At 29.9% G+C, this 23466-nt stretch carries 21 protein-coding genes; 11 read left to right on the top strand and 10 right to left on the bottom strand.

What is annotated here, in order from left to right; translation table 11 throughout:
- Positions 1 to 376 precede the first annotated feature (376 nt).
- The gene (locus tag BN2087_RS02865; protein ID WP_049690390.1) at positions 377 to 2500 is read right to left on the bottom strand and encodes an ABC transporter substrate-binding protein; all 2124 of its coding nucleotides are present in this window, start codon (positions 2498 to 2500) and stop codon (positions 377 to 379) included.
- Between the two features lie 362 nt (positions 2501 to 2862).
- On the opposite strand from BN2087_RS02865, the gene BN2087_RS02860 reads away from it, so the two are divergent.
- Positions 2863 to 3828 (top strand): hypothetical protein, encoded by a 966-nt coding sequence (locus BN2087_RS02860; protein ID WP_049690389.1) that lies wholly within the window; start codon positions 2863 to 2865, stop codon positions 3826 to 3828.
- 371 nt (positions 3829 to 4199) lie between these two features.
- Here BN2087_RS02860 and BN2087_RS02855 read toward each other — a convergent pair whose 3' ends face one another.
- The 9 genes from BN2087_RS02855 to dnaA all read right to left on the bottom strand — a co-directional run bounded on the left by BN2087_RS02855 (position 4200) and on the right by dnaA (position 13996).
- Positions 4200 to 4970: a SigB/SigF/SigG family RNA polymerase sigma factor gene (locus BN2087_RS02855; protein WP_049690388.1), complete on the bottom strand. Its 771-nt coding sequence runs from the start codon at positions 4968 to 4970 to the stop codon at positions 4200 to 4202.
- Between the two features lie 2 nt (positions 4971 to 4972).
- Positions 4973 to 5305, bottom strand: coding sequence for an ATP-binding protein (locus BN2087_RS02850; protein WP_049690387.1), 333 nt, complete (start codon positions 5303 to 5305; stop codon positions 4973 to 4975).
- Positions 5305 to 5613 (bottom strand): STAS domain-containing protein, encoded by a 309-nt coding sequence (locus tag BN2087_RS02845; protein ID WP_049690386.1) that lies wholly within the window; start codon positions 5611 to 5613, stop codon positions 5305 to 5307. Before BN2087_RS02845 ends, BN2087_RS02850 begins: the two co-directional genes overlap by 1 nt.
- A gap of 1 nt (position 5614) precedes the next feature.
- Complete coding sequence (gene gyrA / locus BN2087_RS02840) at positions 5615 to 8056, bottom strand: DNA gyrase subunit A (RefSeq protein ID WP_049690385.1); 2442 nt, start codon at positions 8054 to 8056, stop codon at positions 5615 to 5617.
- 8 nt (positions 8057 to 8064) lie between these two features.
- Positions 8065 to 9969, bottom strand: coding sequence for a DNA topoisomerase (ATP-hydrolyzing) subunit B (gene gyrB / locus BN2087_RS02835; protein ID WP_049690384.1), 1905 nt, complete (start codon positions 9967 to 9969; stop codon positions 8065 to 8067).
- A 14-nt stretch (positions 9970 to 9983) separates the two neighbouring features.
- The gene (recF, locus tag BN2087_RS02830; RefSeq protein ID WP_049690383.1) at positions 9984 to 11057 is read right to left on the bottom strand and encodes a DNA replication/repair protein RecF; all 1074 of its coding nucleotides are present in this window, start codon (positions 11055 to 11057) and stop codon (positions 9984 to 9986) included.
- On the bottom strand, positions 11057 to 11266 hold the full coding sequence (locus tag BN2087_RS02825; RefSeq protein WP_049690382.1) for an RNA-binding S4 domain-containing protein: 210 nt from the start codon (positions 11264 to 11266) through the stop codon (positions 11057 to 11059). Before BN2087_RS02825 ends, recF begins: the two co-directional genes overlap by 1 nt.
- 8 nt (positions 11267 to 11274) lie before the next feature.
- The gene (gene dnaN, locus BN2087_RS02820) at positions 11275 to 12387 is read right to left on the bottom strand and encodes a DNA polymerase III subunit beta (RefSeq protein ID WP_049690381.1); all 1113 of its coding nucleotides are present in this window, start codon (positions 12385 to 12387) and stop codon (positions 11275 to 11277) included.
- A gap of 232 nt (positions 12388 to 12619) precedes the next feature.
- The gene (gene dnaA / locus BN2087_RS02815) at positions 12620 to 13996 is read right to left on the bottom strand and encodes a chromosomal replication initiator protein DnaA (RefSeq protein ID WP_049690380.1); all 1377 of its coding nucleotides are present in this window, start codon (positions 13994 to 13996) and stop codon (positions 12620 to 12622) included.
- 772 nt (positions 13997 to 14768) lie between these two features.
- Here dnaA and rpmH point away from each other — a divergent pair.
- The 10 genes from rpmH to BN2087_RS02765 all read left to right on the top strand — a co-directional run bounded on the left by rpmH (position 14769) and on the right by BN2087_RS02765 (position 23466).
- On the top strand, positions 14769 to 14903 hold the full coding sequence (rpmH, locus tag BN2087_RS02810) for a 50S ribosomal protein L34 (RefSeq protein WP_004815746.1): 135 nt from the start codon (positions 14769 to 14771) through the stop codon (positions 14901 to 14903).
- A gap of 57 nt (positions 14904 to 14960) precedes the next feature.
- Positions 14961 to 15311: a ribonuclease P protein component gene (rnpA, locus tag BN2087_RS02805; protein ID WP_049690379.1), complete on the top strand. Its 351-nt coding sequence runs from the start codon at positions 14961 to 14963 to the stop codon at positions 15309 to 15311.
- Positions 15301 to 15513 carry a membrane protein insertion efficiency factor YidD gene (gene yidD, locus BN2087_RS02800; protein WP_049690378.1) on the top strand — a complete coding sequence of 71 codons (213 nt, stop codon included), beginning with the start codon at positions 15301 to 15303 and terminating at the stop codon, positions 15511 to 15513. The genes rnpA and yidD overlap by 11 nt, the downstream gene beginning before the upstream one ends.
- 41 nt (positions 15514 to 15554) lie before the next feature.
- The gene (locus tag BN2087_RS02795) at positions 15555 to 16313 is read left to right on the top strand and encodes a YidC/Oxa1 family membrane protein insertase (RefSeq protein ID WP_049690377.1); all 759 of its coding nucleotides are present in this window, start codon (positions 15555 to 15557) and stop codon (positions 16311 to 16313) included.
- Positions 16279 to 17163 (top strand): RNA-binding cell elongation regulator Jag/EloR, encoded by an 885-nt coding sequence (jag, locus tag BN2087_RS02790; RefSeq protein ID WP_049690376.1) that lies wholly within the window; start codon positions 16279 to 16281, stop codon positions 17161 to 17163. The genes BN2087_RS02795 and jag overlap by 35 nt, the downstream gene beginning before the upstream one ends.
- A 109-nt stretch (positions 17164 to 17272) precedes the next feature.
- Positions 17273 to 18637, top strand: coding sequence for a tRNA uridine-5-carboxymethylaminomethyl(34) synthesis GTPase MnmE (mnmE, locus tag BN2087_RS02785; RefSeq protein WP_049690375.1), 1365 nt, complete (start codon positions 17273 to 17275; stop codon positions 18635 to 18637).
- Complete coding sequence (gene mnmG / locus BN2087_RS02780) at positions 18627 to 20537, top strand: tRNA uridine-5-carboxymethylaminomethyl(34) synthesis enzyme MnmG (RefSeq protein WP_049690374.1); 1911 nt, start codon at positions 18627 to 18629, stop codon at positions 20535 to 20537. Before mnmE ends, mnmG begins: the two co-directional genes overlap by 11 nt.
- Positions 20530 to 21159 (top strand): 16S rRNA (guanine(527)-N(7))-methyltransferase RsmG, encoded by a 630-nt coding sequence (gene rsmG / locus BN2087_RS02775; protein ID WP_049690373.1) that lies wholly within the window; start codon positions 20530 to 20532, stop codon positions 21157 to 21159. Before mnmG ends, rsmG begins: the two co-directional genes overlap by 8 nt.
- Positions 21160 to 21233: 74 nt before the next feature.
- Positions 21234 to 22448 (top strand): CinA family nicotinamide mononucleotide deamidase-related protein, encoded by a 1215-nt coding sequence (locus BN2087_RS02770; protein WP_049690372.1) that lies wholly within the window; start codon positions 21234 to 21236, stop codon positions 22446 to 22448.
- Entirely contained in the window at positions 22426 to 23466 is a 1041-nt protein-coding gene (locus BN2087_RS02765; RefSeq protein WP_049690371.1) for a ParA family protein, read from the top strand. The genes BN2087_RS02770 and BN2087_RS02765 overlap by 23 nt, the downstream gene beginning before the upstream one ends.

Below are 23466 nucleotides of genomic sequence, written 5' to 3'. Positions count from 1 at the left end.
ATAGCACATTAAAGCTCTAATGTTTTCATCGATAAAACTAAAAATATAAAGAGAAATTTGAATTTAAAAAATAAATACGATGAATTAATCGAAAATAAATAAAATGATAAGGCTTGCATTAAGTAATAAAAAATAAGCTAAAAAAATAAAAAACACTCCAATGAATTTTATAAATTTTAATTAAGTCCATTAGAAAAATCTAATTTTTTAAAAAACTAAATATTAAAAAAGAATTTAATAAAAGAGATCTCTGTTATTTAGTAATTATATGCATTATATTTGAAAGTTCTTCTTAAAAATAAATTTTTTTCATATATTCAACTTAAAAAGAAGCCAAATTATGGCTTCTTTTTTATAATCTTATTAATTTTTAATCTTATTTAAGACTCATTTGGTTGATTTGGCAAGATGTTGCCCATTCTGGTGTTAAGCCTTCAAATCCTTTAACTCTTGTGGATGCTGATGAGTGGATTTGGTTTGAATAAAGTGGAATTTCTGGTAGGTAGTCATTGTACCATTCTTGGAATTCTTCCCATTTATCTAGGTAAGCTTCTTTATCACCAGGTTTTACTTGTCTTAATTCTTCTGTAATTTTATCAACTTTTGGATCATTTGTCTTTGTTTTGTTGTCATTTCCTTTACTGTTGTATTGGTAGTAAGGATCAAATGGTGTTCCAAATTCAAGTCCCATATTGAATGCTGTATATTCTGCTTTATCTCCTTCTTTTGGATTTTCTCTATAGTTTAGAAGGGTATTAAAGTCACCTGCTTGAACGTTGTATTCAAGTCCTGCTTGTTTAGCATTGTCTGGTAATTGGTTTGAAAGAAGTGTTGTTATTTCAGATTCTTTTGCACCAAATTGGTTGATTTGTAATTTCTTTCCATTTTCATCGTATCTGTAATAATCAAATTTGTCAGCGTTATTTTTGTATTCTTCAGCTGCTTTTTTAGCATCCCAAGCAGTTTTTCCATCTTTTTCAAATTTGTATGGAGATTGGTCTAATCTCTTGTTTGCTTCTTCTACGTTTAATGTATATTTTGTAAGTTTAGCTTCTACGTCAGCTCCTCTTTCTTTATACATCCATTGACTTGAACCGTACATTCCGTTTGTTACTACTGCATATCCACCTGCAAAGTTTTGTACGAAGTCATCTCTGTTCATTAAAAATGCTATAGCTTGTCTAACTTCTTTATATTGAGTTGGACCCCTGTCGTCTAAGAATGTTAAACATCCATAACCATTTCTGTCGAATGCTACATATTGTAATTTCTTTTCATCTGCAGCTTTTCTCATTTGGTCAATTCTTGAACCATTCATTTCATTTTCAAATACATCTATATCCCCATTTTTAACAAGGTCTACAGATATTTCTGGGTTAACTGCTTGGATTATAACATTTGGAATTGTAGCTTTGTGTCCTTCAAAATCTCCAGCATATTGATCATTAAGTTCCATTTTAACCATGTTGTTTTTGAATGAAACAAATTTGTAAGGTCCACATGTAACCTTTGGTGCTTTTCTGTAGTCATTTGCATCAAAAAGCATAGCTTGTTCAACAAGCATTTCTGTTGGATCTATATCTTTTCCGCTTTCAGCAGATTTTTTCTTATCTTCAAGAGTTTTTAGTTTATCTTCGTGCTCTTTTTTAGCATCTGGATCTTCTTCACCTGCTTCTTTTACAGCAGCATCGTAATCAGATTTTTCTGTTTCGATTTGTTTGTCAAGAGATTCAATGAAAGCTTTTTTATCATCGTCAGATAATTTGTAGCCATCTTTTAAAGCAAATTTAGATCCATCAACTGTTAAGTTTGGAGCTATATAGTGAATTGGTCTTGGATTCATTGCTTTTAGAGATTCTTCTTCATAGTATGGTAAGAAATCTTTATCAACTGTAATCTCGAAAGTTTGGTCGTCAATTTTCTTTAGACCAGCAAGTTCATCAGTTTTTCCTTCTCTAAAGTCATTGTATCCTTTTAGGGAATCTCCACCTATTTCAGTAGATCCTGTAATAAGAGAATAATCTTGTGGTGAGTGTAAAAGTGCTGAGAACAAATAATCGTCAGCTGTTACTGGCTTACCATCAGACCATTTAAGATCTTTTTTGATTTTAAAAGTAAATGTTTTTGATCCATCTTCATTTTCTTTTGATTTAGGTTCACCATCAAGGACAGTTTTATTAATTACATATTTTCCACTTCTGTCTTTTACATAAGTGTCATAACCAACAGCACCTTGAATTCCCATAAACTCTCTAGCTCTTACGTCGTTTGCACTGTTATTAAAGCCTTGAATAAATTCTCCACCAAGTGAATCAACACCTACTACAAGTGTATTATCATCGGTTTGTTTTTCAAATTTTTCATTAGCTTGTTCGTTACTAGCATTGTTGTCTCCAGCATTTGATCCGTTGTTATCTTTGTTTCCACCACTACCGCAAGCAGTAAGAGTTAAAACTAAGCCAAGCGCAAAAGCTTGTGAGAAAACTTTTTTTACATTCATCCTTCTCTCCTCTTTTCTTTTATTTTTTCTTTATATGAATTCATTATAGTTTATATTTATGTTTCTGTCAAATTCTTTTTATTACTGATAATTTCAATACTTAAAGAGATTTTGAGAAAAAAATATTTTTTATTTATTTATAAATATACAAAATTTAAGGAGATATTTTAAAATTTTTTACAAGTTTTTTGCAATTTATTAAGGTAAATTGTTGAAATGATAACGTTTAACTATTTTGCATATTAATAGACTAAATTGTAAAATATGAAATTAAAAAAATTAAAATTTAAAAATATATGAAAATAAATTATTAAATATTTAAAATGGGTAAAAATATTTAATAAGAAAAAAATGGAGGAATTATGAAAAAAATATTAATTTTGGCCCTAAGCCTATCTTTAATTTTTACAGGATGTGCAAAAGATAAAAAAAATAAGCAAGAAAACTCTTCAAGTAATCAAAATATTACAGCAAAATCAAACCAAGAAAATAATTTGACAGTAGGAGAAGAAAAAAATTCTGAAAATATATCAAATGAAAAAAATAAAGAAAAAAAATCCAAAAAATTATCAAGCGCTGAAATAAAAAAAGCCATGGTTGATATTGGTGGATTTAACAAAAAATTTGTCGACAATTTTAAAGAAAAAGATATAAAAAAATACGAGAAAAAAGCTGACGAATTAAGAGAAAAAACAGGATTTTGGAATAAATTAACCCTATTTTTTAGCCAAGTTGCCAAAGACAATAAAAATTCCTCAAAAATTTACCCAGATGTTTCAGTAGATGAAGTTGAAACTTGGGTTTATAGCGGAGATGAAAATACAGATAATTACAAAAATGCCAGAAGATATCTAAAACAAAGAGGATTCGATGCAACAAAAGTTCCAAATGGAATTTTAAGAGAAATATTTTTCAAAGTTTACGATGAAAATAAACTTGCAAGCTATGAAGAACAAATTGACAAGGCTTATGAAAAATTAAAAGAAAAATATCCAAATGGATATGTTGAAAATTCATCAAAAAAAGAAACAAGCACAAATGAAAATAAAAATTCACAAAATAATAATCAAAGTAAAGAAAGTGGAAAAATGAAAAAATTTGCAGAAAAAAATGAAGACTACGATGAGTTTAGAAAAGAATTAGTAGACCAATATGGATTTTCTAAAGAATCTGTAGAAAAAATAAGTAATGAAGATATAGACCTTGCAAACTATAGGGCCCAAAAAAAATTAGAAGAAACAGGCTATGGCGATATAGGCTTAGTCATAAATGAAATAGCAAAAATGTATCCAGGCGCATCAACAATGTATCCAGGAGATGACAAGTAAAAAAATACCATCCCATCTTGACTTTACTCGAGATGGGTTGTTTTTGCTTAGTTTGTTAAAATTTTAAAATTTTTTTTAATTATTTTTATACTTAAATATTAAAAAAATTATTTTTCTAATTTTAATTCATAGTCAATTCATTTTATATAAATAAAAAAACTAGCAGAAAACTGCTAGTCAGAGCGTAGACAAAGTCTAATTATAAAAAATTATTAGTAATTAGAATTAAATTAATCTTTGACCCATCTCGACTAAGTGAGTGAAACGAACGCATGGAGAGATCTCATGAGATTTCTCCGCTCGTTGCACTCGGTCGAAATGTACAACTTTTTAGTTTGTCAACAGTATGACTAGCAGAAACCTGCTAGTTCTTATTGCATTTTTTGCATTTCTATTGTGAATTTTTGTAGAATTTTTTTCTCTATTCTTGATACTGTCATTTGGGATATTGATAGTTTGTTTGCTATATCTACTTGGGTTCTTCCCTCGTAGTATCTTAATTCTAGGATTTGTTTTTCTAGATCGTTTAGTCTTTCTGTTGACTTATCTATCAAATCTTTTAATTCTACTGAATCAAAATTTTTGTCGTCTTCTCCTATCATATCGGATAAATCTACTGAATTTTCTCCTTTTTGGACTTGATATTTCATATCCAAACTTTGAGGAGTATAGACCTTGCTTGCCTCTATTGTTTCAAGAATTGTTTCTTCATCTTCTCCAAGATAAGATGCTATGTCCTTGATTGTTGGGGTTCTCTGGAGTTCTTGAGGAAGAATTTTTTTGGCTACATTTATTTTTTTGTAGAGATTTTGAATTCTTCTTGGAACTCTTATTACCCAGCCCTTATCCCTAAAATATCTTTTTAGCTCCCCCATTATAGTTGGGGTCGCAAAGGATGAAAATTCGTATCCTTTTGACGGATCATACCTATCAATGGCATAGATTAGGCCAAGAGATGCCACTTGATAAAGGTCATCTTTTTCGATTCCTTTTCCAACGTATTTGTTGGAAAGTATATCGACTATATACATATGATCTTCTATAAGTTCATTTCTTAGGTCCTTGTCCCTTGTTTTATAAAATTGTTCAAATTTTTCTTTGATCTCTTTTTTTCTTTCAAGAGAAGCTTTTGTGTCTGCCATAATTATTTCTCTTTTGTAAGTATAATCTTATCTTCAACAACTTCTACCTTGTCTGCCAATTGTTCAAGGATAATTTGTTTGATTTTTAGATTTTCCTCTTCAATTTCCCTATCTTTTCCTATTACTTCTACTTTCATTAGATTTTCTTTTATATAGAAATTTATTTTTATATCCCTATCGCTCATTTTATAATTTATTGCCTCTGATACAACAACTCTTATATCTTCGACTTCTTCTATATCAAAGCCCATATCGCTTGCAAGACTTGCTGCCAAAAGCCTCATTGATTTTAGATAGATAGTTTTTGGTGGAATTATTAAACTTATGGTATCCATTATTCCTCCATCTCAAATAAATCACTTATATCGGTAATTTTAAATAATTTTTTGATGTTTTCTTTTGGATTAATTATTTTTACACTTTTATCTTTTTCTTTTTGGTCCTTATAAATATTTATAAACATACCAAGACCTGTTGAATCTATATAGTCCAATTTTTCAAGGTCAATTATAAAATCTGTATTAGTATTTTTTAAAGATTCTTCGCAAAATTTAGAAAAATCTTCTTTTGAATAAACATCCAAATCTCCAACAAGCCCTACCAATATGTGATCATTTTTTTCTTCAATATTTGCTTTAAACATTTTAGTCCTCGCTGTTTTCTTCATAATACTTGGTTACAGAAACAATAAAGTCTTCAGTGTTTTCTAAATTCTTTAATTTTACACCAAGGGTACTTCTTCCTGTGGTTGAAATATCTCTTGCTGATATTCTAATCATATCTCCTTTTAAGGAAACCATCATTATGTCATCATCTAAATTAGCAGGAAGGGTAGCTACCAAATCTCCAGTTTTTTCTGTGATTTTATGGCATCTTACTCCCTTTCCTCCCCTATTTTGGTTGTTAAAATTATTAAAGGATGTTTTTTTACCAAAACCATTTGCAGTAACAACTACCAAATAAACTTCATCCTCAACTATGTTCATTGACACAACCTTATCATCATCTCCAAGTCTAATTCCTCTTACTCCTTGAGCATTTCTTCCCATAGACCTGATATCTGATGAGGCAAATTTTATTGCCATTCCCTTTTTGGTTGTAACAATTATATCACAAGGATGATCTATTTGCCTAATTGAAACAAGCTTGTCTCCATCTTCAAGTGAAATTGCTATAATTCCATTTCTTTGGATATTTGTAAATAATTCTGCATCAGTTTTTTTAATTTTTCCATTTTCAGTTTGGAAAACTAGTTGGCTATTTTCGTTTAAATCTGACAATTCCATAATATCTGTGATTTTCTCATCGCTTGCAAGAGAAATTAAATTTATTATGGCTTGTCCTCTTGATTGCCTGCTTGCTTCTGGAATTTCATAGCATTTTAATGAATAAACTCTTCCAAGATTAGTGAAGCAAAGAAGGGATTCGTGGGTATTGGTTGTAAGAATTTTTTGGATAAAGTCATTTTCTTTTGTATTTCCAGCAGAAATTCCCTTACCACCCCTATTTTGAACCCTATAGGTATTTATAGGAAGTCTTTTTATATAACCATCGTGAGTTAAGGAAATTAATACATCTTCTTTTTCAATCAATTCCTCTATATCAAATTCTCCCTCATCTGGAACAATTTTTGTTCTCCTATCATCGGCAAATTTTTCTTTTATTTCTAAAATTTCTTCTTCAATTACGCCAATTAATTTTTCTTCATCATTTAAAATTGATGTAAAATATTCAATTTTTTCAGCCAAGTCCTTATCTTCAGCTTGCAATTTTTCAATTTCAAGACCTGATAGTCTTTTTAATTGCATATCAAGGATAGCTTGAGATTGAGGATCTGTTAGGCCAAATTTTTCATTAAATATTTTCTTGATTTGGTCATTATCATAAGATGATCTGATTATTTTTATAATTTCATCGATATTGTCAATGGCAATAATCAAACCTTCAACTATATGTTTTCTCTTTTGAGCCTTGTCAAGGTCAAATCTTGTCCTTCTTCTTACTACATCTTTTTGATGTTTAATATAGTATTTAATAAGCTCTTTTAAATCAAGAATTTTTGGAACTCCATCAACAAGGGCAAGATTTATAATTCCGAAAGTTGTTTCAAGTTGAGTTTGTTTGTAGAGATTATTGAGGACTATATTTGCATTAGAATCCCTTTTTACCTCAATTACAATTCTCATTCCCTTTCTGTCGGATTCATCTCTAATATCTGAAATTCCTTCGAGTTTTTTATCTTTAACATATTCAGCAATTTTTTTAATTAAATTTGCCTTGTTTACTTGGTAAGGAATTTCTGTAACAATTATTCTTTCCCTATTTTTTTTGAAAGATTCAATTCTTGCAACTGCACGAAGTTTTAATTTTCCACGTCCAGTCTTGTAGGCTTTTTTGATTCCAGCTTTTCCTAGAATTTGTGCTCCTGTTGGAAAATCTGGTCCCTTTATAATATCTGCCAATTCTTTTACGGAAATTTCCGGATTATTCATATAGGCAATACAAGCATCAATAGAATCTCCCAAATTATGAGGAGCCATATTTGTTGCCATTCCTACTGCTATACCATTTGATCCATTTACCAAAAGATTTGGAAATCTTGATGGAAGAACTGTTGGTTCTTTTTCTTCTTCATCAAAGTTTGGCATGAAGTCAACTGTATCTTTGTTGATATCTCTAAGCATTTCCTTGGCAATCTTACTCATTTTAACTTCTGTATAACGCATAGCCGCTGCGTCATCTCCGTCTATTGAACCAAAGTTTCCTTGGCCGCTTGCCAAAGGATACCTAGTTGAAAAATCTTGAGCAAGTCTTACAAGGGCATCGTAGATTGCAGAGTCTCCATGAGGGTGGAATTTACCCATAACCTCACCGACAACTCTGGCTGATTTTCTGGTAGGCTTACTTGGATCAAGTCCAAGTCCTTCCATTCCGTATAAAATTCTTCTATGAACTGGTTTTAATCCATCACGTACATCAGGTAGGGCCCTAGAAACAATTACAGACATGGAATATTCCAAGTAGGCACTTTTCATTTGATTTTCAAGATCTACCTCTATGACGTTTTTATAATTTTCTTCTGTCATTTATCCTCCTAGACATCTAAGTTTTCAACATATTGGGCGTTTTCTTCGATAAATTCTCTTCTAGGTTCTACCTTCTCACCCATTAGCATTGAAAATGTTGCGTCTGTTGACATTTGTGAATCTTCTTTTTCATATACTTGAAGTAAGACCCTATTTTCTGGATCCATGGTTGTCTCCCACAATTGTTCTGCGTTCATCTCACCAAGACCCTTATATCTAGAAATTTTATAATTGTCAGTTTCCCACGCTTTTATGATTTCATCTAATTCTTTCTCTGTATAGCAATATCTTTCTTTTTTGCCGCTAGATAATTTATAAAGTGGTGGTTGGGCTATATAAATATGACCCCCATCTACAAGTGGTTTCATATACCTATAGAAAAATGTTAAAAGCAAGGTTCTAATATGAGCTCCGTCTACATCGGCATCTGTCATGATAATAATTTTTCCATAGCGAAGTTTACTTATATCAAATTCTGATCCAATTCCTGTACCAAAGGCTGTAATCATTGATTTTATTTCTTCATAATTTAAAATCCTATCAAGATTTGCCTTTTCTACATTCATTATTTTTCCTCTCAAAGGAAGAATTGCTTGAATCCTGTTATCACGTCCACCTTTTGCAGATCCACCAGCTGAATTACCCTCGACTATAAAGATTTCATTTTCTCCAATATCTTGGGATTGGCAATCAGCAAGTTTTCCAGGAAGAGTTGTTGAATCAAGAATTGATCTTTTTCTTGTTAAATCTCTAGCCTTTCTTGCAGCCTCTCTTGCCCTTCTTGAAGCTAGGGCTTTTTGAATTATAGTTTTGGCAATTTTTGGATTTTCTTCCAAGAAATTTCCCATATGTTCTGAGAAAAATGCATCTACAGCTCCTCTTACCTCACTATTTCCAAGTTTTCCCTTTGTTTGTCCTTCAAATTGAGGATTTGAAATTTTTACTGAAATAATTGCAGTAATTCCCTCTCTGGCATCATCACCTTGGAGGTTATCTTCATTTTCTTTTAATAAATTATATTTTCTAGCATAATCATTTACGCTTCTGGTTAAGGCTGACCTAAATCCTGAAAGATGAGTTCCGCCTTCTACTGTGTAAATATTATTTGCAAATGTTAGGATATTTTCACTATAAGAATCTGTGTATTGGAAAGAAACTTCAACTTCTGTAGATTCTTGACTACCTTCAAAATATGGAATTTCTTTAAATAGTGGACTTTTATTCCTGTTTAAATATTTTACAAATTCTTTTATTCCACCATCATATTTAAATTCAACTTCTGACCCATCTCTTTTATCTTCAAAAATAAGTCTTACTCCCTTATTTAAAAAGGCCATTTCCCTAAACCTATTTTCTAAAGTGTGTTTATCATAAACTGTCACATCAAAAATTTCTGGATCCGCCTTGAAAGTTATTTTTGTTCCAGTTTCTTTTGTATCTCCAATAATTTCAAGGTCTGTTGTAGGCTTTCCTCTTTCAAAAACCATCCTGTGAATATGACCTTCTCTTTTTACTTCTGCAATCAAATATTCACTTAGGGCATTTACAACTGAAACTCCTACTCCGTGAAGACCTCCTGAAACCTTGTAGGCCTTATCGTCAAATTTTCCTCCAGCGTGTAAAACTGTAAGAACTGTTTCTAGAGTTGATTTTCCAGTTTGTGGATGTTTTTCAATAGGGATTCCTGACCCATCATCTTCTACTGTTACTATATTATTTTCATCTATACTTATTTTTATGTAGTCACAACGACCTGCAAGAGCTTCATCTACTGAGTTATCTACAACTTCGTAAACTAGGTGGTGAAGTCCCCTTTCACTTGTTGATCCTATATACATACCAGGTCTAAGTCTTACTGGTTCAAGCCCTTTGAGGACCCTAATGTTCGATGCATTATATTCTGTATTTGCCATAAGCTTCCTTTCTATTATTTAATGTGACCATCTTTTATTTTTCTAATTTTACTCCTATCAACTCCATCCAAACTTTTGGTGTTGGTTGCAGTAATAATTGTTTGAAATTTTCCTAAATTTTCCAACAAAAAATTAGATCTTTTTTCATCAAGTTCTGAAAAAACATCGTCAAATAAGATTATTGCCTTATCTTGGCTGGTATTTTCAATTAAATTTACATTGGCAAGCTTGATATTTAAAATTGCAGATCTTTGTTGACCTTGAGATCCAAATTTTTTTGTATCCTTGCCATTTATTATTATATCAATTTCATCTCTTTGGCTGCCTGATGTAGTCCTAAAATATTTTAAATCATCTAAAATATTTTCAGAAAATTTTTCCCCATATTCTTCCACAGAATTTGCCCTTATACTAGGCTTATAAATTATAGTTAAATTTTCCTTATTTTCTGTAAGATTTAAATGATTTTTATTGGCATAGGTATTTATTAGGGAAATATATTTTTCCCTAAACCTATAAATTTTGTAATTTAGCCTAATTATTTGCTGGTCAAAGGCCATCAGTTCGGTTTTAAAATATTTTGATCTTTGATTTTTTAATAATTTATTTCTTTGGCTAAGAATTTTTTCAAAATCTTTTTTCAAAGACTTGTAACTAAAATTAACACTAATTATTATATCATCAATTAAGTCTCTTCTAAAATTTGGCCCATCTTTTATTATATTTAAATCTTCTGGGGTAAACAAAACCAACTTAAAAAGTGATTTTAAATCCTTATTTTTGTCATATTTTATTTCATTTACAAAAATATCTTTTTTATTTTCTTTTACACTTATTTGGACATTTTTGAAAGATTCTCCCTTTCTAATTGTCCCTTCAAGGCCCATTTCTTTTTCATTAAACATGATAAGGTCCTTGTCCCTAAAAGATTTAAAACTTTTTGCATTTGCCAAATAATATATGCTTTCAAGTAAATTTGTTTTTCCTTGGGCATTATCTCCCAAAAATATATTTATATTTTTATTAAATTCTATATTTTGAAAAAGATAATTCCTAAACTTATTAAGTTTTAAATTTTGAATCCACATTATACAAGACTAATTAAAATTTGATGGTCAAATTCTACCTTATCGCCCTTGTAAAGTTTTTTTCCAGCTTGAAAAAATTCTTCTCCATTTACCAAAATTCCATATTCTTTTATAAGATGTTTGGCTTCTCCTCCACTTTGGGCTATGTCTGTTGCCTTTAGAAGGTCTTTAGCTGTAATCATTTCACATTCAAATTCTATTTTTTCCATAAAAACTCCTATTCTGCAAGTCTAACTGGAAGGGCAAGATAAGTAAATTCCTCATCTTCATATTTTGAATCATTCGGATAAATTAGGCATGGATTTAGGGATGATTTTAAGTGCATCCTTATAGTTTGTGTATCACAAGCTTTAACCCCTTCTATTAAATATCTTGCATTAAAGGCAATTTTTACATCATCGCCTTCTTTTTGAATTTGTAAAACTTCTTTCAAATCCCCAATTTCAGAATTTGATTCGATTATACACTTATCATCTTCTATATTTATTTTTATAAGATTTGCCCTTTGGGTGTTATTTAATAATTGGGCTCTTTCCAAAGAATTTATAAGCTCTTGCCTATCAACAAAAAGACTTGTTGTAGAAATATCTGAAATTATATTTGTATAATCAATATAATTTTTATCAATTACCTTGCAATACATTGTAGTGTCGCCGGATTCAAAAATTATATCCTTGTCGTTCTTATAAATTTTTGTGATTTTTTCATCATCAATTATTCTTGTCCATTCAGAAATAGATTTTCTAGGAATAATAAGTCTAGCCTTATCCATTGATGTTGGATAGGATAATTTTAATTTTTTGAGGGCAACTCTATAACCATCTAGGGCTACAAAGTTTAAATAACCGTCTTTTAATTCGAACAAAATTCCTGTAAGGGCAAGTTTTGTTTCGTCTAAACTTGTTGCAAATTCAGTTTGAGAAATTGATCTTTTTAATTTATCATTTTGAATTTCTAAATAATCCACACTTGGTATAGAGAAATTTTTCTTTTCATAATAGTCAAAGGCTAGGATATTAAAGTTTGATCCATTGCATTTTATTTTTATTTTTGAATCACAAAGCTCAATTTTTATCATCTCATCTGGAAGTTTTCTTACAATATTTGCAATTATATTTGCATTTATTGCCATTTCGCCTTCTTCTATAACTTTACAAGCTGATTTTGTGATAATAGAGATTTCTCCATCAGATGATGTAAGAGTTAGGCTATCATTTTTAGCTTCAAAGTATATTAATTCATGAATTTGTATATTGGTTTTTCTCGAAACAGCTTTCATAGCTATGGAGATTTTATTTGATAAATCTTTTTGTTGAATTTCTATTTTCATGTTTGCTCCTAAAATATTATATAAACTTAGTAGTATTAGTATTAGGCAGTGTATATATGTGGATAAGTCTTATAAAGCTTTATTTTAAAATCAAAATCTCAAATGATAAGTTTTGGATAAGTTTTTATAAGTAATCCACTTTTTCACACAATCCACAGACCTAAATTTTATTTTTTTAAAGTTAAGCTTATAAACAAGCTTATCCTCAGACTTATACATAATTTGTGGATAACTAGGATTTTATTTCCTTAATTATCTCTTCAATTTCTTGTCTAAAATCTTGGTCTTCTTCCATCATATCTTTTATTTTATCATGGCCGTGCATAATTGTTGTATGGTCTCTGTTAAATTCATTGGCAAGACTTACCAAAGAAATTGATAAGAGGTCTCTACAAAGATACATGGCAATTTGCCTTGGCATTACTATTTCTTTTTTTCTAGATTTTCCTCTAAGATCAGACAATTTAACATGATATCTTTCAGAAACTTTTTTTTGTATATCTTCAGCATCTATTTTTTTGCTATCCTTGTGAACTCTAGAACTTACACCAAGTCTTGCATCATCAAGACTTACAAAAGATCTATTATTTGATTTTGCACAGGCAATTGAAGTTGCCAAGGCTCCCTCAAGATCTCTAATATTTGTTTCTATATTTTCTGCAATATATTCCAAAATTTTATAATCTACAACAGCACCAAGCTCATCTTGTTTTTTTTGTAAAATTGCAACCCTAGTTTCAAAATCAGGTTTTGAAATATCAACTATAATTCCCCAACCAAATCTTGAAACAAGCCTATCTTCCAAGTGCTTAATTTCCTTTGGAGGCCTATCTGAAGAAATTACAATTTGTTTTCCTTGATTATAGAGGTCCTCGAAAGTATGGAAAAATTCCTCTTGAGTTCCAGTTTTATTGGCAATAAATTGAATATCATCAATCAAAAGCATATCAACCGAACGGTATTTTTTTCTAAATTCTTCATTTGTATTATTTCTAACAGCAGAAATCATTTCATTAGTAAATTTCTCGCTAGAAAGATACATAACATAGCAATCATCCCTTTTTTCAAGAATCTCATGGGCTATTGCCTGCATAAGGTGGGTTTTTCCAAGTCCACTTGCTCCATATATAAAAAGAGGATTATAAACTCTTGAAACCTTATAATTAGCCAAATTTTCTGCAACAGATTGGCTTGCTGCAAGGGCTAGTTGGTTTGATTTTCCCTGAACAAAATTTTCGAAAACATTATTTTTTTCAAGAAGTGGTTTTGGATACTTGTTTACATTATTAAGCCTAAGCTGGCCATTTTCATCAACATTTTTGCCAAGAGTTAAAATTTCATCATAATTTGGTCCGTCTTTAGCAACTATTTCAAGCTTATAAGCCTTGTTTTCTCTTTTATTAATATCATTTAATATTGCTTGGAGTTGCGGAACCCAAATTTGGTCAAAAATAAACTTGGTATCATTTTTAGGAATTTCCAAATAAATAGTATCTTCATACTTATTTAAAGGTTTTAAAATTCCAATCCAAGTTTCATATTGTTGAAGATCTGGAACATTCATTTTCATTTTTTCTTTTAATTCATTAGTTATGTATTCTAGATTCATCTTACAAGCTCTCTTTCATAAAATATTATCCACATAAAACAAAGTTTTAAATTCAAATAAGTTCTCCATATTTTTCGACTTATCCACAAATTTTGGATAAGTTGTGGATAAGTTTAATGTGGATAAGAAAAGTCTTTATTTTTACTAATAATTTCAAAGTAAAAATTTTTAAAAAATAGACTTAAAGAAATTTATCCACAAAATTTTTTTAAAGTCAATAAAAAAATCGACTTATCTTCATCTTTTACACAAGAGATTATACATTAATATAGCCATTTTGTAAAGTTATCCACAAAATGTTGATAAGTTTGGGATAAGATAGAAAAAATTAAATTTAGGAATATTAAAAGCCTGTGGATATTGTGGATATCTTGATAAAATATGTAATCTTGTAAATATTTTTATGCATAAATCATTATTTTAATTGATTTGTTAAAAATACTTTTCAAAAATATAAAAATTTATACACTTAAAAACTTATACAAAGACCATGTGGATAAAATATAATTAAAAATACTTATCCACATGGGAATAAAAATTTAAATTCGATTGATATTTGCATAAGCTTATTTTATTTTTATTTTTTTTAGAATTAATAAATTGATAATTTAAAAAATTTCAAAAACTTACTTTTTATATTTAAAAAAATTTTTCTTATTTTTGCTAAGAAATTCTTATTTAAATTTTTTTGTATTTTTTTCTTTAAAACCTTGACTTTATACCATTATTTAAATATAATAAAAGACAGCGTAAAATAATAGGAGGTGATAATATGAAGAGAACTTATCAACCAAATAGAAGAAAAAGAAAAAAAGACCATGGCTTTAGAAAAAGAATGTCAACTCCCGCTGGAAGAAGAGTTTTAAAATCCAGAAGACAAAAGGGAAGAAAGAAATTATCTGCATAATAAAAAAGCTGCGGCTTTTTTATATTGTAGGTAAATAATAAGTTAGGTTTTATTCTAATGGAAAAACAATTTAGTTTAAGAAAGAATGTAGACTTTGAAAGAGTTTATAAAAAATCTAAGCATTACTACAATAGAGATTTTACCGTTTTTATTAAAAATAACGGTGTAAATAGGCCAAGGTTTGGCTTTTCTATTTCTAAAAAAATAGGTAAGGCCAACCAAAGAAACAAACTTAAAAGAAGACTTAGGGCAATAGTTTATGAAAATTATAAAAATATTAACAATGTTGATATAATTATAATTCCGAAAAAACACACCACAGATTTTACTTATCAAAAACTTAAATCTTCTTTGGGACACGTACTTAGTAAAGCCTTTAAGGACAAGAAAATTAGATATGTTAAATAAACTTTTTCTAATATTAATTAGATTTTATCAATTGTTTATTTCTCCACTATTAGGCTCTGGAAAATGTAAATATTATCCTACTTGTAGCCAATATGCCATTGACTGTTTTAAAAAGTATAATTTTTTAAAAGCCTTTTTTAAGGCTTGTTGGAGAATTCTAAGGTGCAATCCTTTTTCTAAAGGAGGATATGATCCGGCCTAGCAATTGATTTTTTATATTTACACTAGAGATTAGGAGAGATAATGTTAAGTTTTATAGCGCAAATTTTGGGTAGCCTAATGAAACTTATTTATGATTCTTTGGTAAATAATTTTACTGAACCATCTAATATGAGTTTTTATGCTATCTCAATTATTTTAATGACAGTTTTGGTATCATTAATCACAATACCAATGACTATGAACCAACAAAAACAAGCAGCAAAAAGTGGAGAAATTCAACCAAAAGTTGAAGAAATTAAGAAAAAATATGCCTACGATCCTCAAATAATGCAACAAAAAATGCAACAATTATATAAGGAAGAGGGAGTAGGACCAGGAATTTCTTCTTGCTTGGTTATGATTTTTCAACTTTTAATACTTTTATCTTTATATAGGGTAATTCAAAATCCTGATAAATTTATTTTTGCTGGAAAAATGCATGCAATTAGAGATGATTTTTTGTGGGTACCAACCCTTTCTAAGGCAGATCCTTTATTTTATGGTTTGCCACTTTTGACAAGTATAAGCCAATTAGGTGTTCAAATATTTACAATGAAAACTTCACCTCAAGGTCAAGTTCAAAATACTCCAGGTATGGGTTCTATGAATAATATGCTCTTGGCTATGCCAGTTGTTTATTATTTTGTTTTTAGAAATCTTCCTGCAGGTTTGCCACTATATTGGACAACAAGTTCACTTGCAAGACTTATAATTCTTGGAGGGCAATATTTGATTGGCCTAAGAAAAAGAGATAAAGAGGAAGAAGATGAAAAAATCAATAGTAAAAACAGCCAAAACTAAAGATGAAGCTATTAATTTAGCTTTAAAAGAAATTAATAAAAATATCGATGAAGTTGATGTTGAAGTAATAGAAGAAGAATCAAGTGGATTTTTGGGACTAATTGGTCAAAAAAATGCTGTAGTAAGAGTTTCTTATGAAGAAGATATAAAAGAAGGCATTGATTCTTTGATGAAAGAAATCGAAGAAGATAGCAAAAAAGAGCTTGAAGAAGAATTTAATCTTGAAAAATTATCAGAAAAAATTGAAGAAGAAAATTCTTTTGAAATCGACGATAAAGAAGATGATGATTCAAAAGAAGATTTAGATATAGAAGAAATAAATGAACCTTTTGACCAAGATATTGAAGAATTATTAGATGAAACAGAAGATAATGGTCAAAAAGAAGATGAAGTTAGCCTTTACTATAAGGCCAAAGATTTGTTAGAAGAAATTCTAAACGAAATGCACTTTGAAGATATAAAAGTTATTGGAAATCTTGAAGATAATATTATTAAGCTTGATGCAAAAATTGACCCGAAAGACACCGGTATTGTCATAGGCAAAAACGGCAGGACTCTTGATGCGATTGAAACTGTAATAAGAAAAATTATCAAGGCTAGATCTAACAAGGTTAAGCTAAATATTGACATAAATAACTACAAAAAAAGACGCGATGAAAAAATCGTAATGCTAGCTGATAAGGCTTGTAAAAAAGTTTTGAAAACTAGAAAAAGTTGGAATTTAAAATATATGAATTCATATGAAAGAAGACTTGCTCACGAGCAAATTTCAAAATATGACAAGCTTGATTCTCATTCAGAAGGAGAAGAGCCAAAAAGATTCGTTGTAGTTGATTATAAATTAGATTAATCGAAAGGATGTTTCACGTGAAACATCTTTTTTTATTGGTAAAATTAATGTATAATATGGAAAGAATGTTTATGTCAAAGGTAAGCAGTCATTTTAGAAAGGATGAATTATGAGTGAATCTACAATAGCAGCAATTTCTACACCTCAAGGAAGTGGTGGTATATCTATAGTTCGTATGAGTGGCGATAAATCTTTTGACATTATTAAAAAGATTTTTAAGCCAATAAATAATAGGCCTTTAGATATAAAAAAAGACAACAGGATGATGAGATACGGCCATATAGAAAAAGATGGGCGTATTTTTGACGAGGTTATGGTTAATTTTATGAAGGGACCAAATACCTATACTAGAGAAGATATTTGTGAGATAAACTGTCACGGCTCTATGATTTCTGTAAGAGATATTTTAAATTTGCTTTTGGATTTAGGATGTGAGCTTGCAGATAGGGGAGAATTTACCAAAAGAGCTTTTCTTAACGGAAGAATAGACTTATCCCAAGCTGAAGCGGTTCTTGATATTATAAATTCAACAAATGAGCTATCTCAAGAACAAGGTTTAAAACAATTATCTGGATTATTGAGAGAAAAAATTGAAGAAATTAGAAAAATTGAGCTTGAAGCCCTATCAAGAATAGAATATTCTATAAATTTCACAGAAGATGGGGAAGATTTGCCTTTAGCTAATATTGTTGAATATATGGACAAGGCTTATGATGAGATAAAAAAACTTTTATCAACAGCAAACAAGGGAAAACTTGTAAAAGATGGAATTGAAACAACTATAATAGGAAAGCCAAATGTTGGAAAATCTTCTTTATTAAATGTTTTATTAAATGAAAATAGGGCGATTGTTACAGATATTCCAGGAACAACCAGAGACTCTATAACTGAATATATAAATCTTGGAAATTTAACCTTAAAAATAAATGATACAGCAGGAATTAGAGAAACCCACGATGAGGTTGAAAAAATTGGTGTTCAAAGGTCAATAGACTTGGCAAAAGATTCTGATCTTATAATTGCAATTTTCGACAAATCAAGAAATCTTGACGATGAAGATAAGATAATTCTGGATTTATTAAAGGGGAAAAACGCCATAATAATTTTAAATAAGACAGATTTAGTTGGAAAAATTTCAAAAGATGATTTTGATAAATCCTTCAAAATCATAGAAACTTCTATGATTTCACGAGATGGGGTCGATAAGTTGGAAGGGGCGATTTTTGAAATTTTTGATTCAAAGGAATTGAATAAGGAATCATTGATGATTACAAATCTTAGACATGAAAGATTATTAAATTCTTCAATGAAAAATTTGAAATCATCATTAAATGATATAAAAGCATATGTTCCAATTGATTGTGTAGAGGTTGATTTAAGAGCATCCTACGATGATTTGGGACTAATAATTGGAGAAACTGTTTCTGATGAAATAATGGATAAAGTATTTAGGGAGTTTTGTGTTGGAAAATAATAAGTTAGAAAATAGGAAATACATTGATGAAGCCTACGATGTAGTTGTTGTGGGCGCAGGTCATGCAGGTTGCGAGGCATCTCTTGCATCAGCGAGACTTGGTTTTAAAACTTTAGTTCTTACTACAAGTATGGAATCTGTGGGAGATATGCCTTGTAATCCAAATATTGGAGGAACTGGAAAGGGCCATATAGTAAGAGAAATTGACGCTTTGGGTGGAGAAATGGCAATAAATATTGATAAGACCTTTATCCAATCAAGAATGTTAAATACTTCAAAGGGACCTGCAGTTCACTCACTAAGAGTTCAAGCTGATAAGATTAAATATCACCAAGAGATGAAAAAAACTCTTGAAAATCAAGAAAATCTTGATTTATTTGAGCAAGAAGTAGACAAAATAAATATCGAAGATGGAAAAATAAAAAGTGTTGAAACAATCCAAGGGGCAATTTTTCCAACTAAGGCTTGTATAGTTTGCACAGGAACCTATTTGAATGGAAAAATTTTGATGGGAGATTTTCAAAAAACTTCAGGTCCTCACGGACTTTCAGCAGCAACCCATCTTTCAGATAGCCTAGAGGAATTAGGTTTTTCTTTAAGACGTTTTAAAACTGGAACTCCTGCAAGAGTTGATATGAAGAGTCTTGACTTATCAAAAACTGAAATCCAAAAAGGTGATGATAATATAGTAGCTTTTTCCTTCTTAAATGAAGAAAAAGATTTTTCAGATAAAAAACAAGAAGCGTGCTATTTGACCTATACAACAGAAAAAACCAAAGAAATAATTATGAAAAATTTGGAAAGATCTCCTATGTATGGGGGACTTGTTAAAGGAATCGGACCAAGATATTGCCCATCAATTGAAGATAAGATGGTAAGATTTCCAGATAGGGATATACACCAAGTTTTTATAGAACCAGAAAGTTTATCAACAGATGAAATGTATGTTCAAGGCGTTTCATCAACTTTGCCACAAGAAGTTCAAAAAGAATTTTATAAAACCATAGAAGGCCTAGAAAATTGTAAAATCATTAGACCTGCCTATGGAATTGAATATGATTGTTTAGATTCTACAAATTTAAAAAGAAGTTTAGAATCAAAAGAAATTGAAAATCTATTTTTTGCAGGTCAAATTAACGGATCAAGTGGCTATGAAGAGGCAGCAGGACAAGGACTTATTGCAGGAATTAATGCAGCTTTGAAATTAAGGGGACAGGATCCTTTGATTTTGGATAGGTCAGATGCCTATATTGGAGTTTTGATTGATGATTTGGTTACTAAGGGAACAAATGAACCTTACAGAATGATGACTTCAAGGTGCGAATATAGACTTACCATGAGACAAGATAATGCTGACTTTAGGCTTACAGAAAAAGGTCATGAAATTGGTCTTGTAACGGATGAACGTTATGAAAAAATGGTGAGAAAAAGAGAAAACATCAATAAAGAAATAAACAGGCTAAAAAATATAATGATTAGTCCAAATAAGGAAAATAATGAAATTTTGGAAAAAATTGGATCTAGTCCACTAAAAACCGGCTACACTTTGTACGATTTAATAAAAAGACCAGAATTAACCTATAAAAAACTTGAAGTTTTGGATCCACAAAGACCAGAACTACCAAAATTCCAACAAATTCAAGTTCAAACTGAAATAAAATACCAAGGTTATATCAAAAAACAAATGTCAGACATAGGAAAATTCAAAAAACTCGAAAATAAAAAATTAGACCATGACTTAGATTACAGCAAAATAAAGGGACTTAAAAAAGAATCAGCAGAAAAATTAAACAAAATAAAGCCAGATTCAATAGGTCAAGCATCAAGAATTTCTGGTGTATCTCCTGCGGATATAAATGTTTTGCTAATTAGGTTAAAAGCGGGTGAATTGAATGGATAAATTTGAAAAATATCAAGAAATGTTGATTGAAACAAACAAAAAATTTAACCTAACAAGCATCGATGATCCTAAAGAAATTAAAATAAAACACTTCGAGGACTCCCTTACCATAAAAAAATATATAAATAAGGGAATGAAAGTTTTAGATATTGGTTCCGGTGCTGGTTTTCCGGGAATTCCACTAAGAATTGAAAATGATTTTGACTTGACCTTGATTGATTCTGTAAATAAAAAAGTAAACTTTATGAATGAAGTTATAGAAGAGTTAGGGTTAGACAATACAAGGGCAATTCATGTAAGAGCAGAAGATTATGCCAAAGATCACAGAGAAGAATTTGATTTAGTAATTTCAAGAGCCGTTGCTAATTTATCAACTCTTTTGGAATACGGCCTACCATTTTTAAAAGTTGGTGGAATTTTTATAGCTATGAAGGGTCCAAAAGCTGAAGAAGAATATGAAGATGCTCAAAATGCTTTGAAAATTTTGGGTGGAGAACTTATTAATATAGACACCATTGATTTACATGGAAATACTAGAAAAAACATTTTGATTAAAAAAGTAAGATCAACACAAAAAAAATATCCAAGAGGGAAAAATCAAGCGAAAAAAAATCCATTATAATAAAAAGAAAAAATGTTTCACGTGAAACATTTTTTTATTGATTTATGTTATACTATTATAAGAAAAGAGGTTTTATGAAAGCACAAATTTTTTCGGTTGGTACGGAAATATTGTTAGGAAACATCACTGATACCAATTCACAATTCATAGCAAGAAAACTTACAGAATTTGGTATTGACGTTTTTAAAATGGAAACTGTTGGAGATAATTTCGAAAGATTATATGAGGCTTTGAATGAGACTTTAGGAAAAGTTGATTATATATTTGTAACAGGAGGCCTTGGACCAACAGAAGATGATATAAGCAAGGAAGTAGCTATAAAAGTATTAGGAAAAGAAAATCAAGTAGTAATTGATGAAAGATCTAAAAAAAGGCTTGAAGATTATTTTTATAATAAGAATAAGGCCATGAATGTAAATTTAAAGCAAGCAAAATTTCCAAAAGACGCAATAGTTTTAGATAATGATTGTGGGACTGCTCCAGGATGCATAATGGGAGATAAAACAAAAATAATTTTACTTCCAGGACCTCCAAGAGAAATGGAATATATGTTTGAAAATAAGCTTGAAGGTCATTTGAAAAAAGATGCAATAATAAAATCTAAAAACTTGAGAATTGGACTTTTGGGTGAATGGGATATGGCAAATAGGATTGATTTGTCATCTACAAATCCAACTATTTCTCCTTATTTCGATAATGAAGGTGGATTTTTAAGAATAACTGCCAAGGCAAAAAATGAAAAGGAAGCTCAAAAACTATTATATGAAAAAGAAGAAGAAGTAAAAAAAGTCTTTAAAAATCTTTTGATATCTGATGATGGTCTAAAAAAAGAAGAAACTTTAATAAATTTACTTAGAAAAAGAGATCAAAAAGTGTCAACAACAGAATCTGTGACGGGAGGACTAATTGCTTCATCAATAATTGATATTAGTGGAGCAAGTGATGTAATTGAAGAATCCTACATAACTTATTCTGACAGGATTAAAGAAAAGATTTTAAATGTTTCACGTGAAACACTTAATAAATATAGTGCTGTGAGTTTTGAGTGTGCAGATGAAATGGTTGAAGGCTTGTATGAAAAAACAAATTCAGATTTATGTATAGCTTCAACAGGATATGCCCATGAGGGACTTGTTTTTTTGGCTATAAAATATAAGGACCAAAAAATAATTAAGAAATTCCATTTTGCAAAAGACAGGAATAAGGCAAGGTTATTTGCAAAAAACAGGGCCTTGGACCTTGCAATTTTAATGATGAGAGGTGACTATGAAGACAATATCGATATTTAATCAAAAAGGTGGAGTGGGAAAAACTACAAGTGTTGTAAATCTTTCTGTAGCCTTAGCAAAATTTGGAAAAAAAGTTTTGGTTATAGATTTTGATCCTCAAGCAAACACAACTACTGGTCTTGGATTTGATAAAAATAATCAAGAAAAATCAGTTTATAAGATGTTTTATGATGAGGAAGGAAATTATAAGGATTACATAGTAAAAAGTGAAGATGGTCCGTATTTAATTCCTAGTGAAAATTCCCTATCAGGACTTGAAGTTGAACTTGTAAGTCTTGATCAAGAGGAAAGACTTCAAATCCTAGATCAAATTATAAAAGAAATAAAAGATGACTTCGATTTAATTTTAATTGACTGCCCACCATCATTAGGACTTTTGTCTTTAAATGCCCTTGTAGCGAGCGATTCTATAATAATTCCTATTCAAACTGAATATTACGCCCTTGAAGGGGTGAGTGAATTATTAAAAACTTACAATACTATAAAAAGCTCTATAAAAGAAGACTTGGAAATTGAGGGAGTTTTGCTTTGTATGTTTGATAAAAATACAAATCTATCATACGAAGTTGTGGAAGAAGTTAAAAGATTTTTCAAAGAAAAAGTCTTTAGGACTATGATTCCAAGAAATATAAAACTTGCCGAAGCTCCTTCATTTGGAAAATCTGTAATTCTTTATGATGAAAAATCAAAAGGGGCAAGAGCTTATATGGCCTTGGCTAAAGAAATTATAGAAAATATTTTTATGGAAAATGATTTAGAAAAAGACTCAAATGAAAAAACAGAAGAAAAAAAAGAGTCTGAAGAAGGAATTGAAATCTTAGATGAAAATAAAGAAATGATTAAAGAAAGCTCTGATAAATCTATTGATGAAAATTCAGGTGACCATAAGAAAATAGATGAAGGCAAAGAGATAATTGATAAAAAAGATGAAGATAAAAAGTTTGAAGAAGGCATAGTGAAGAAAAATAAATTTTCATTTGACCAAAACAAACTTGTAAATAATGAAAAGAGGGATTAA

The sequence above is a fragment of the Anaerococcus jeddahensis genome (assembly GCF_001182725.1).
Lineage (GTDB): Bacteria > Bacillota > Clostridia > Tissierellales > Peptoniphilaceae > Anaerococcus > Anaerococcus jeddahensis.
The sequence above is the reverse complement of the archived record's forward strand: the minus strand, read 5'-3'. Positions and strand labels throughout refer to the sequence as shown.